We start from the raw sequence: 12,360 nt of genomic DNA, 5'->3' as shown, positions 1-12,360 counted from the left end.
CAAATACAGTAAATTTTTAAAAAAATTAATACACAAAAATACACAATCTGTAACTTTCAATAGCAACTTAACACACTCTTTAACAGATTGGTTTCTTCAATATTTTAGCCTGTTGTTAATGTAAGATTGTTATAAGTTGATGGCACTTAAAAATATGTTGCAACATTTCTTATCCACGTCATCAATTTTTATATTATAAGGCTAATAAACTGTAAATAAATTTTAATGATCTCCTATGGCAGGACATTCGAAATGGGCGAATATACGCCACAAAAAAGCTAAAGAGGATAAAAAGCGGTCCAAGATCTTTTCCAAACATATTAAGGAAATTACCGTAGCTGCCCGTGAAGGCGGCGGAGATCCCGATGGAAACCCAAGACTTTCTTTAGCAATAGATAATGCCAAAGCCGATAATGTCCCTAAAGATAATATAGAAAGAGCCATTAAGCGGGGCACCGGAGAAGATACCGGCGGTGCCAGTTATGAGGAAGCTACTTTTGAAGGATATGGCCCCGGCGGTATTGCTTACTTCATTGAAGTGACTACCGACAACAACAACAGAACTGTTGGAGAAATCAGACATATTTTTACCAAGCACGGGGGTAATATGGGCACCTCCGGTTCCGTTGGATACATGTTTGAACAAAAAGGCATGATCCAGGTTCCTTCTGATGATTTAGACGATGAAGAGTTTATGCTCGCTGCCATCGATGCCGGTGCTACTGATGTTGATACCGATGATGAAATGTTTGTGGTGTTTACCGAACGTGAAGAACTTTTTGAGGTTAGAAATCGTCTGGAGAAGAGCGGATATGATATTGAATCTGCGACTCTTATCAGAGAGGCGGTGACTGAAACCAAGGTAGATGAAAGCACCGCAGAAGCGAATCTGAAAATGATGGAAAAATTCGAAGACAACGATGACGTTAACAACGTGTTCACCAACATGTTAATGGACGAAGAAACCATTGCATTAGCTGAAAATATTTAAACCTGTGAATAAACTTTTTTCATATATCCTGTTTTTTATCCTGTTTGTGGGTGCCGCGGTTAATGATGGTCGTGAAGCCAACGAAGCTTACGAAGCCGGTAATTATGAAGAGGCCGAACAACTTTACCTGGCAGCTATAGAGGAGGAACCGAACAATGCTAAATTCTATTTCAACCTGGGAAATGCCCAGGCCAAGCAGGGAAAAGTAGAAGATGCCATACAGTCTTTTATGGAGTTCCGAAGTTTAGTTGAATCTCCCGAAGAAAAAGCAATGGCCGAATATAATATCGGAACTTTGCTTGCTGAAGGGAGTAAGTGGAAACCGGCTGCAACCCATTTTAAGAATGCCCTAAAATTGAATCCCTCTGATTTAGACGCTAAACATAATTATGAACGAGCGCTGGCTGAACAACAGAAAGAGGAAGAGCAGGAAGAACAACAACAAGATCAGGAGCAGGAAAATCAGCCGCCACCGGAACCCAGTGAATATGCTCTTGCCATGAAAAAACAAGCCGAGAAGCTGGTGGCCGAACGTAGATATTCGGAAGCTTACAATTTAATGCAGCGAGCATTACAGGCAGACGAAACGGTTCGCGCTTTTAATGACTTTATTGAGCGCATCAAAAATGTATCAGATATAAACTCCAATTGAGACCTATGAAACAACTACTTACAATCATTTTCGCGTTGATCTTTTCTTCAGGAGTCTGGGCTCAATCTGCTGATGTCTATTTTCACAATGGTGCCCAATCTTTTATAAATGCTGACCTCCAGACGGCTATCAACCACGTGCAAAATGGTCTTGCTAACTATCCAAATAATCCCAAGCTGAATGCTTTGATGCAGAAGTTGCAGGAAGAACAAGAGAAACAGCAGCAGCAAGATCAACAGCAACAAAATCAGGAGCAAGAACAGGAACAGCAGGATCAGCAACAACAACAGAATCAAGAAAATCAGGAACAAGAAGAGCAACAAAGCGAAGGGGAAAATCAAAACGAGCAACAACAGCCACAGGAAATAAATCCAGAAGAATTGCAATCACAGCAGATTAGCAAAGAAGATGCTGAAAAAATCCTTCAGGCCCTGGCTCAAAAAGAAAAAGAACTGCTAAAAGAGTTTAAAAAGAAGAAATCAGATGGAAGCGCCAAGCATGACAAAGATTGGTAAGCTAAAAAAATTTCTGCTATTACTTTTTTGCTTCTTTGCTTTTGTCAACATTGGACAAGCGCAAGATCAAGACATCGAAGTTGAAGCTTCCCTTTCTGAAACCAATGTCTTTTCCGGGGAACAAGTCACTTTAGAACTTACTATACGCGGCAGTTCCTTTGGCTCCCTGCAACAGCCGGGTATCCCTGATTTTGAGGGGCTCCGATGGATCAGGGGCAGCACCAGCAGAAGCACTCAATACACACTTGTCAATGGACAACCTTCCGTCTCCTATACGTTTGGATATGCTTTCGTAGCTGAATCTCCGGGCGACTTCACCGTACCCTCCATAGAAGTAAATATTGAGGATGAAACATACCGGACAGATCCGATCAGTTTCAAAGTTTTAGATCCTTCTACCATAGATTCCGGTGAAGCCGAACGAGCCCCCGATATTTATGTTCGTCTTGAGCCGAGCACTACAGATCCGTATGTAGGGGAGCAGGTGATAACGAATGTGGTGTTATATTTTAAAAACGGTATTGAAGTCTCATCTTATCAACCCACCCCCGGCTGGAAAGCTGAAGGGTTTTGGAAAGAGGAACTACAATATCCGCAACGGGCACAAACTACCTCAACCATCATAAACGGAGTTCGATACAACAAAGCCGGATTATTGCAATATGCCATTTTCCCAACCAAATCAGGGGAACTCACCATTAGCCCTTTTGAGATTTCAGTATCCGTCCGCCAGCGAAGTTCTCGAAATTCAATTTTTGGGATGGGGCAGGAACGCATGAATATCTCCTCTCAGCCCGTAACCATTGACGTTAAATCACTGCCTGAACTTGATGATGCTATTTTTATTGGTGCGGTCGGACAATATGATATTTCCCGGAAAATCAGCACCGGATCTGCTTTGGTGGGTGAAAGCATTGAAATAGTAACGGAAATTGATGGCTCCGGAAATGTTCCATTGGTAAATAAACCGGAATTTGAATATCCCGCCGGGCTCGAAGAATACACACCCCAGGAACAAACAGATATCTCACGATTGAATCGCAATGTATCAGGTACCCGTATTTTCACCGATATTTTAGTAGCTCGAAATGAAGGAAGCTACATGATTCCGGAAGCACGAATTGCCTTTTTCGATCCAAACCGGGAGCGATATGTCATTGAAACCTTGCCCGAAATATCCTTTACTGCAGAACGTGATCCCAACGCTACAATAAGTACCGAAAGTGAACTTCGGTTCAATGTAGAACCGGTAACGGGATTAGCCCAATGGCAGTCAAGTAAACACACAGTGCTTTATCAAAAAGTCTGGGTGTGGATTTTGATTTTCCTCCCCCTTCTTTTAACGGCCGCTGCGTTTGGGTATAAAAAATATAATGACCGAATGAATACCGATACCGCCTTTGCACGGTCACGGACTGCAACCGATACCGCCCAAAAAACGCTGGAAGAAGCTGAAAATGAGACTGATATCAAAAAAGGATATCACCTGCTTGAAAAGGCATTAATCCAATTCATAACAGATAAACTCAATCTTCCGCCGGCCGGACTTTCACATCGGGAGATTGCCCGTAACATTGAAGAGTTGGGAGATTCTGAATTCACCAAAGAATTAAAGCGGCTCCTCGATAAATGCGAGAGTATCGCTTATGCCCCCAATATTTCCCAGCAGGGCCTGGATGCAGATATCCAGAAAACGAAAACCTTAATCAAAGAGATCGGTAAGCTCACATGAAAAAGATTGTAGTTTTTCTGCTTTTCATGATTACTCACGGCATGGTCGCTTTTGCCCAACAGGCCGATTTCGATCAGGCTAACACGTATTTCGAAAACGGGGAACTCAATGAAGCCATGACTATCTATCGTATGATTGAGGAATCAGGACAGGTCTCGGGAGGTTTGTTCCTGAACATGGGCATTACAGCTGTTCAACTTGACTCCATGGGGCTGGCCAAATATTATTTCATGAAAGCCCGACAGTTTGAAACCACTCGAGACCGAGCTGAAACTGCCCTTGAATATGTTGAAAGTCAATTCAGCCGACAGTCCGCAACCCTGCCCAAATTGCCCTGGGATCGTGCCGTTGATTGGATTAATAATAAAATCACGGCATCAGGACTTTTTATCATAGGATTTTTAATTACTACAAGTGGACTGATCCTTTTATACCTTGGCTGGCTGAATAAAATTTCACTCAATAAAACCTTTCCATACCTTTTATCACTCATTATTATTGGAACAGCCATCGCCGGATTGGCTTTTTATGCGGATTATGTGAATCAAAGATATGATGAAGCCGTATTGGTTTCCGATTCCAAACGCGTGTTAGAACAGCCGGAAACCAACGGTACCCTCATCAGTATTGCTTACGAAGGATACGACTTAACCGTCGATCACTGGAAAAGTGACGAACAAGAGGGATGGCTCTACATTCGCCTTGGAAACGGGCAGTTTGGATGGATTCCGGACAACGACATAATGATACTTTAAATCAGCATTTGTCAGCATAAAATATTTTGCTGCAAGCTGCTTATTTTAAATTCTGAATAAAAAATTCTTAACCATATTTATAGAAAATGAAGTCTAACCAAGAATACATAAGCGCAAACGAAGATAAATTTTTAGACGAGCTTTTTGAGCTATTGCGCATACCCAGCATCAGCACCGATTCCACCAAAAAAGAGGACATCCATAAAGCCGCTGACTTCTTGGTTCGACAACTCGAAAATCTTGAGTTAACCACGGTCAAAAAATTTGAGACACCCGGCAATCCTATCGTGTATGGCGAACATTGTCCGCATGATGATCGTCCTACCGTGCTCATTTATGGCCATTATGATGTACAGCCCTCCGACCCCGATGAACTTTGGGATACTCCCGCATTTGAACCGACCATCAAAGACGGATTGATTTATGCCAGAGGCGCCAGTGATGACAAAGGACAGTCATTCACCCATTTAAAAGCAGTTGAATCATATGTAAAAACGGGACAAGAACTCCCCATCAATGTGAAATTTTTATTGGAGGGAGAAGAAGAAATCGGCTCTCCTAATTTGGTTCCGTTTCTTGAGGAGCATAAAGACTTGCTGACCTGTGATATGGTACTCATTTCTGATACGGCTATGTTTGAGGAAGATCAGCCATCCATAACGTATGGACTCCGCGGCCTTGCTTACCTGGAAATCGAAGTGGTAGGTCCCAATCGTGATCTTCATTCCGGAGTATACGGCGGCGCTGTTGAAAACCCGGCGAATGTTTTGTGTGAAATTATTGCCCAACTGAAAGATGAAGACGGTATCATTCAAATTCCCGGCTTTTATGATAAAGTAAAAGACCTCACCGAAGCCGAGCGAGAGGCCTATGAGCAACTCCCTTTTGATGTGGAAGAATACAAAGAAACCCTCGACATTGATGCCGTTCACGGTGAAAAGGGATATTCCACCCTCGAACGATCTTCCGCCCGGCCTTCCCTGGATGTAAACGGAATCTGGGGCGGTTATCAGGGTGAGGGAGCCAAAACGGTACTTCCTTCCAAAGCCAATGCCAAAGTGAGTATGCGCCTGGTTCCCGATCAAAAGCCTGATGAGATAAACAAACTATTCAAGGAATATGTAGAGTCATTAGCGCCAGACACGGTAAAAGTAACTGTCTCCGAACACCACGGCGGCCATCCGGTAGTTATTGATTTGGATTTTTATGGTTTGAAAGCCGGTGCCCAAGCCTTTGAAGATGTCTATGAGGGAGAAGTTTTATTCTCCCGCGAAGGAGGTTCCATTCCTATTGTAGCCGATTTCAAACGAGTGCTTGGGGCAGAATCTATCTTGATGGGTTTTGGCCTAACCAGTAACGCAATCCATTCCCCAAATGAAAACTTCTCCATCAAAGATTTCTACCGTGGCATCCGCACCTCCGCCCGTTTTATGGAGCTGCTGCCGGAGTATTCGGAAAAAAAGAATTAGTTTGATTTGATGTAAAATCCTCCCTTCAGGGAGGTGCCGGACTGAGCGGATGCGAAGTCTGGCGGAGGGTGTTGGTGCCAAGGGCAACATTGTTTTTACGATCTCATTTTTCCCATTAACTTTAATTATTAACTGTATCAGGTTACACTTTCCTTGGCACCAACACCCCTCAAAATCAGTCAGGAACAACTGACTGATTTATCTCCCCTCGAGGGGAGACTTCATTTTCTCAAATGTTGTCCTCCAATTATCTAATATCCACAGCAATGAAGACGCTATAGTAAGTATTATAAATCCCCACTCAAATCTGAATCATGGGTGCTTATTTCTTATCTTTATAAGGAGTTCACAAAGAGAAAGTATTTTTAAACAGTAACCGTACACTTTAAAATCATAAACACATGAAAGTAACAGTAGTTGGAGCCGGTGGTAATGTTGGCTCAACCGTAGTAGACGTACTCGCACAGCGAGATATCTGCAAAGAAATTGTAGCCGTTGATATTGAAAAAAAAGATGGAGATAAGACCTTCTACCCTTCCAAGGGCCGGGGGCTTGACCAATGGGAATCAGCTCCCATCCATTTATATGATACGCGCATCAACGGAACGGTTGATTATGCCGATACTGCAGGATCAGATGTTTGTGTAATTACTGCCGGTGTTCCGCGCCGTCCGGGCATGAGCCGCGACGACCTCCTCGAGATCAACGCTAATATTGTAAGTGATGTCAGTAAAAAATTAGCAAAGCATTCTCCCGACACCATCATTATTGTGGTTTCAAATCCACTGGATGTGATGGTACAGGTAGCCAAAGAGGCAAGCGGACTGGATTACAACAAAGTAATGGGAATGGCCGGCATCCTTGATACCGCCCGATTCCGTGCATTCATCGCCAGCGAATTGGATGCATCACCTAAGGATATTCAGGCCCTGCTTATGGGTGGCCACGGCGACACCATGGTTCCCCTGCCACGCTTTACCACGCTGTCAGGAATGCCAATCACGCACTTCATTGACGAAGATCGCCTGGATGAGATTGTATCCCGCGCCAAGAAAGGTGGTGGTGAGATCGTAGGACTGATGGGAACATCTGCATGGTATGCACCCGGTGCTGCTGCAGCACAGATGGTTGAAGCCATCCTGCTCGACCAAAACCGAATTCTGCCCGTTTGCGCGCACATTGATGGGGAGTATGGAATCGACGACTTATACATCGGCGTGCCTGTGAAGCTTGGCAAGGGCGGTGTGAAGGAAGTAATTGAGGTTGAATTAAACGAAAAAGAACAAGAACTTCTGGATGAATCAGCTAAAGCCGTTCGCGGTACTTTAGATGAATTCAGAAAACTAATGAACAAGTAAACTTAACTAAGCGAGGACTAAGGTTCTCACTACTTGCATTAATCCCTCAGGTGAATATTTTCGTCTGAGGGATTTTTTTTTTGAGCCTTCCATATAAACCCGTCATTGCCCCGTATTCACGGGAACGCGGCAATCTCCCTAATACCACCAACAAACCCAAATAATAAAACCCCGTCATTGCGAGGAGCCAAAAAAGTATAACGCAGGTTTGGGAATTGTAACGACGCGGCAATCTCCTTGATACAATTTGGGATCTGCAACAACGAGACGATAGAACATTCGTTTCCACCATCAAACAGATTGCCACAGGCTGTATTCGCTATCGCTCAAGTCAGCCTTCGCAATGACGATGTTGTGGTGAGTTTTTTAATACTATCTCCCAACCCATAACTTCCCCTGCCATTGCAAGGAGACGACCATGTATAATGTAAGGCTGGTTGTCAAACGACGAAGCAATCTCCCTGAAACGACTTGGGAGGTTCAACAACGAGCCCTTAGTGAAGTAATCCCTATGGCAGGAGATCCCGCATCTCCGTATGCACTTCGTGCGGGATGACGGTTGTTGGGTAATTTTGTTTTAAAAAAGCCTGAACAAATACAATTAGATATTGAATATTCATCTGTTCAATATTCGATATTTATTCCTCGTCATCCCGGTTAAGCTGCAGTCCCGTGCATACGGGAAAAGTGCAGAACCGGGATCTCCCTGATACAACTTGGGAGCTTTAACAACGATACTTTGGCAAGTGCACTGTCACAATCCAACAATCTTACAGGATTTTCACACCTCACCTCATTCCCACCGCACAGTTTTCGGCTTCAACCGGATTACAATCCTTAAGAATCGCACACAACACAACACTTTTTATTCCCCATTCACCCTTTATTACCAAACATCAAATATGATTGAATAATCATTATCTATCATTACTCACCCATTGTGAATTAAATTTGGTCAAGGCCCCGATCCCGCCGTATATTGAAAGCAGTTATTTAAAAAACAAGCCCACGGATGCAATCCGGTCGGGCCTTTTTTATGCTTTTCTGTTTCGGGGTGAACCGATTGAATGACGACCTCTCTTTAAAACCTCTATCCAATTCCTTTCTTTTTGAGCCGTGATTTGTGGGATTTTGGGATGAGCTTGAATGCATAGTATATCGTCACGATTACATTTAGTCCGATAGTTGAACCTTGGTCAGACATTTTTTTAACTCGTTCCCAAGCTCCTGCTTGGCGAACGCCCTTCCTGAAGCTCCAGCTTCAAACTCTCCGTGTTACGTGGGCTTATAGTTTGTAGTTCACCACCTCTCCTTACCGGTGCCACCAACACCTTGATCACCAACAGCCAATCACCAAAAATCACCCGGATTAGATTTCGCATTTTACTGTTAAATTCAATAAATACCGTTACTCAATTAAACTTAATTCTTGATGACACACGAACAGAAAATCAGGGTACTTGAATCTTGCCTAAACGAAGAGCCAAAGAATTACAGAGATTCTTTTAAACCTGATCTATTTTTGTTCTTTAATGAGGACTTTTCGGTTGACAATCTCCGGATGGATTTCCTTCATCATTTTGAATCCACTTCTGAAATCGAACAATGGGTGAATTTTGTCTGCTCACAAATTGTGTTGAAGTTTGATGAGGAAGTGGAGTCGCTTGGGGATTTTGTTGGGGAGTATTTGGAGGTTAGATGATATAGCAAGATGGCAGATGTACACGAACCGGTAACTCGAACCTGGAGCTATGATATGAAAGAAGCCGCGAGGAAACCCGTGTTCCATACGCATATCCACTTGATTCTCCGCGATAAACGCGATGTGGAAAATCTGCGTCGTGGGATAAGAAATGTAATTCCGGGGATGGAGGATTATTGAATAAAGGAAAAATTATTTTAGAAATATCGGTAATAACTTTTCAATATCCTCTTCATCCAAATCAAAGGGAACTGCGGTAAGAAAAACATTTATTCGCTTACTTCCCCTATTTATCTCAGCCTTATGAATGTGTCTGTTACGTTTTAAGAGCGATTTCCACGTGTCTTTTTTACAGGGATACACCAAACAACAACTAATATTTTTCTGATTCACTCCAGTTGAATAAGCCAATATTTGTAGTAAATCATTGCGATGCCTTTCCTTTATTACATCCTCTAAATTATTCCAGTTTTTGATATTTAAATCTTCCCAATGATCTTTGTATTTGGCATCAATAATAAAAAGGTCATCATTCCGAGTAAATACAATATCTGGGACAAGAGATCGCTGAGAGCCTATTAACGGAGGATCCCAATTAATTGGAATGATGGTTTCACGTAATCTACCCGATTTTATGACGCCACCAATTTTTTCCGAGATTCTTGTAATCACCGACTCAAGATAAGATTCAAATAGTACCTCCATATTCATTGACCACGGCAGGCCATGGAGATCACCAATTCCAGCAAGTCCCTTCTCCTCACTGGTCCATTTTATAGCTTGGATACCTTTTGTTAGAGTGTCGCATTCAAATGATTGAGATAAAAGCTTACTCAATTGTAGGGGTGTTGGTTTTACAGGTGATGCATCATAAACGTTCTGCAAAAGTGAGTCACAATAATCAATCAGTTGAATTACAAAAATCCCGAAATCTCTTTGTGTTTCCAGGCTCTGCTTTTGTTTTAGCAACGTGTGTTTGATAAATGACTTCACTAATCTATTATCCCTTAGATCAGAGTATGTACAATTGAAGTTTAAAAATTTAGCATTTGGTATTTGTTTTTGTGCATAATCTGCCCAATCCACCGATCCTTTGGGAATAGGATTAACCTGAGTAGTCATCTCAAAACGTCGGTCGAGTTTTTTGATGAGAGCTTCAATTCTTGAAAGAATAACAGTAGATAGTACCCAAGGTGGAATGTGGGTCTCAGATATTCGAAGCTGTGGTAATTCTAAAATCTGAGGCAAATATCTAAACCCTGTTCTTGATAAAATGGGGCCCACCCCATTCCAACCAAATCTTGGTTTTATAACAAGACTGTACTCATTTTTATGGGTAATGGGAGATAGAAGCGGAATAGCGCCGATCTTTGTGTGCGACTTAAGATTCAACTTAATATTATCTCCGCTATAACTTAGCTGTGCCTGTATATCAAGCTCGTTTAAATAGTGCCTATTTATTTTTAAAAATTGGTGGACAAGCTTAGCTACTACTGGATCTTCATTACGAGCGTTTACATGCTGTGACAAAAAAATTGTTGGCAGATAAGTTCTTTGAGAATCGTTGAGTTCTAATACATTCAACCTGCTGGGTTGTAATGATTTTACCCAGTCTGTATTTGATTGTTTTTTAGCCACAAGCTATAAATTTAAAGCTGCTCAATTTCTTGGATATAAGCGTGTATAGCATCTGCAAAGTTAGATACATACCCTTGATTCAGATATTCATTTAGAAGAGGAATTAAGTTTGTTTTCATCTGAATTGCCGCATCCACATCTTTATGTGCAATAAAATATGAATGGCCTGGCATAAGAGCGAATGATTCATTAGGAGCGTATTCAATGAAAATCCCAAGTAGTTTTTGAAAAGCAGGTTTGGTGATCTCATTTCCATACTTTTCTACAATTTCAGCATGTGGCCACATATCCACGAATGCAAATCTTCGTCGAATCGCGACATCAAGAATTGATATGCTCCGATCAGCAGTATTCATTGTGCCAAGGATGTGAAGATTTGAAGGAATCGACATTGTATTCTTGATGGGTTCTCCAAAATCATAAGGCAATTCAATGGTCCGGTTTTCATGTGGTTCTAAGCTATAAATGGCTTCGCCTAAAACCTTAGAAAGATCAGCGCGATTAATCTCATCAATTACTAAAAGAATATCTTCATCTGTTTTTTGAGCTTTCACCACGGCATCAAGCAAATGCCCTCGTTTTATCCGAAACTGTAAACCCAACTCAGATTCTGTAGTCCTTGGAAACAGCCCACCAATAAACGTTTCATATGTTGTATTCGGATGGAACTGAATTGCACTTCCTTTATTATCATAGTCTTCTTTTAGAAGTTCATTCGCCAGCCTTGTTTTCCCTGTTCCAGGAGGGCCTTGCAGTATCACAAATTTTCGATCTTGCAATAGCTGCTTCAAATCATTTTTTTTAGTCGTAGGCATTAAATGATTGAAATACGATGTTTTTATATTTTTCGCTTCATCTTCGAAAGCCGACAACGTTGAATGCCCTCTTTCTTGAAAATAGAAATCAAGAAAAACCTTCATAGCATTTTCAAGTATGTCATCTTTGGCGGCACAGAACCCATATATTACATCACCGTACCGGTCAAAAATCTCTTTATACTCTGGATATTCCTTCCGAACATTGTCGGGTACTGAAATGTCTGTTCTCACTGCCTCCCTTTTGGCCCACGCAACTTGTTTATCACTTTTGCTTTCAGTGTTTAACCATTTACAAATAGCATTAACCTTTCTAGAATGACCTGGCTTGCCAATAATATGCTCATCTGGACTTAAGCCCTGTGTCCCAACAACCATCGCAATCATAGAAGGTGCTTCAGGTACTGGAAAAATCACAAAGCTCATTCCACCATATCCTCCGCTATCTGGATTTGATTCATGAATAATTGCTGAAAAAGGAACGCTTTTTGAACCTGAATTAAATTTCGGTGTCCTAAAGCTTATTTCATCACTTGCTCGCTTTGGGTATCTCCCGCCAGTAGATCCAAAAAGTTCTTCAAAACCTTGCTTTGATTTATCTGGCCAAACGTTTGGATCGTACGGCTCTTTTAAAAGCTCAATTAGTTTTTCCATATATCACTATGAATTAATTTTTTACAGGATAATCACATTTAAAGATTATGAAGAAAGATGTCATTAACTTCAAGTATCT

13 protein-coding genes are annotated in these 12,360 nt (G+C 41.8%); 10 read left to right on the top strand and 3 right to left on the bottom strand.

The window, feature by feature from the left end:
• Positions 1–235: 235 nt before the first annotated feature.
• The 8 genes from RI561_RS05290 to RI561_RS05255 all read left to right on the top strand — a co-directional run bounded on the left by RI561_RS05290 (position 236) and on the right by RI561_RS05255 (position 8,028).
• On the top strand, positions 236–991 hold the full coding sequence (locus RI561_RS05290) for a YebC/PmpR family DNA-binding transcriptional regulator (RefSeq protein ID WP_395079182.1): 756 nt from the start codon (positions 236–238) through the stop codon (positions 989–991).
• Positions 992–995: 4 nt separating this feature from the next.
• Positions 996–1,643, top strand: coding sequence for a tetratricopeptide repeat protein (locus RI561_RS05285; RefSeq protein WP_395079181.1), 648 nt, complete (start codon positions 996–998; stop codon positions 1,641–1,643).
• Positions 1,644–1,648: 5 nt separating this feature from the next.
• Positions 1,649–2,158, top strand: coding sequence for a hypothetical protein (locus tag RI561_RS05280; RefSeq protein ID WP_395079180.1), 510 nt, complete (start codon positions 1,649–1,651; stop codon positions 2,156–2,158).
• Complete coding sequence (locus RI561_RS05275) at positions 2,142–3,890, top strand: BatD family protein (RefSeq protein WP_395079179.1); 1,749 nt, start codon at positions 2,142–2,144, stop codon at positions 3,888–3,890. Before RI561_RS05280 ends, RI561_RS05275 begins: the two co-directional genes overlap by 17 nt.
• Positions 3,887–4,645, top strand: a complete 759-nt coding sequence (locus RI561_RS05270) for a hypothetical protein (protein ID WP_395079178.1) — start codon at positions 3,887–3,889, stop codon at positions 4,643–4,645. The genes RI561_RS05275 and RI561_RS05270 overlap by 4 nt, the downstream gene beginning before the upstream one ends.
• Before the next feature lie 86 nt (positions 4,646–4,731).
• The gene (locus RI561_RS05265) at positions 4,732–6,114 is read left to right on the top strand and encodes a dipeptidase (protein WP_395079177.1); all 1,383 of its coding nucleotides are present in this window, start codon (positions 4,732–4,734) and stop codon (positions 6,112–6,114) included.
• Between the two features lie 401 nt (positions 6,115–6,515).
• The gene (mdh, locus tag RI561_RS05260; RefSeq protein WP_395079176.1) at positions 6,516–7,472 is read left to right on the top strand and encodes a malate dehydrogenase; all 957 of its coding nucleotides are present in this window, start codon (positions 6,516–6,518) and stop codon (positions 7,470–7,472) included.
• Between the two features lie 418 nt (positions 7,473–7,890).
• The gene (locus RI561_RS05255) at positions 7,891–8,028 is read left to right on the top strand and encodes a hypothetical protein (RefSeq protein ID WP_395079175.1); all 138 of its coding nucleotides are present in this window, start codon (positions 7,891–7,893) and stop codon (positions 8,026–8,028) included.
• Positions 8,029–8,680: 652 nt separating this feature from the next.
• Here the strand turns inward: RI561_RS05255 and RI561_RS05250 are convergent.
• The gene (locus RI561_RS05250; RefSeq protein WP_395079174.1) at positions 8,681–8,854 is read right to left on the bottom strand and encodes a hypothetical protein; all 174 of its coding nucleotides are present in this window, start codon (positions 8,852–8,854) and stop codon (positions 8,681–8,683) included.
• Positions 8,855–8,904: 50 nt separating this feature from the next.
• Between RI561_RS05250 and RI561_RS05245 the strand changes: the two genes are divergently transcribed.
• Complete coding sequence (locus RI561_RS05245) at positions 8,905–9,174, top strand: hypothetical protein (RefSeq protein WP_395079173.1); 270 nt, start codon at positions 8,905–8,907, stop codon at positions 9,172–9,174.
• Positions 9,175–9,183: 9 nt separating this feature from the next.
• Positions 9,184–9,354 (top strand): hypothetical protein, encoded by a 171-nt coding sequence (locus RI561_RS05240; RefSeq protein WP_395079172.1) that lies wholly within the window; start codon positions 9,184–9,186, stop codon positions 9,352–9,354.
• 12 nt (positions 9,355–9,366) lie between these two features.
• Here the strand turns inward: RI561_RS05240 and RI561_RS05235 are convergent, their stop codons facing one another.
• Both RI561_RS05235 and RI561_RS05230 read right to left on the bottom strand, forming a co-directional pair.
• Positions 9,367–10,812, bottom strand: a complete 1,446-nt coding sequence (locus RI561_RS05235) for a hypothetical protein (protein ID WP_395079171.1) — start codon at positions 10,810–10,812, stop codon at positions 9,367–9,369.
• Positions 10,813–10,823: 11 nt separating this feature from the next.
• Entirely contained in the window at positions 10,824–12,281 is a 1,458-nt protein-coding gene (locus RI561_RS05230; protein WP_395079170.1) for an McrB family protein, read from the bottom strand.
• Between the last annotated feature and the right edge of the window lie 79 nt (positions 12,282–12,360).

It is taken from the genome of Gracilimonas sp. (assembly GCF_031581265.1).
Lineage (GTDB): Bacteria > Bacteroidota > Rhodothermia > Balneolales > Balneolaceae > Gracilimonas.
Note: the sequence above shows the minus strand (reverse complement) of the source record. Positions and strands in the feature narration are given on the sequence as shown.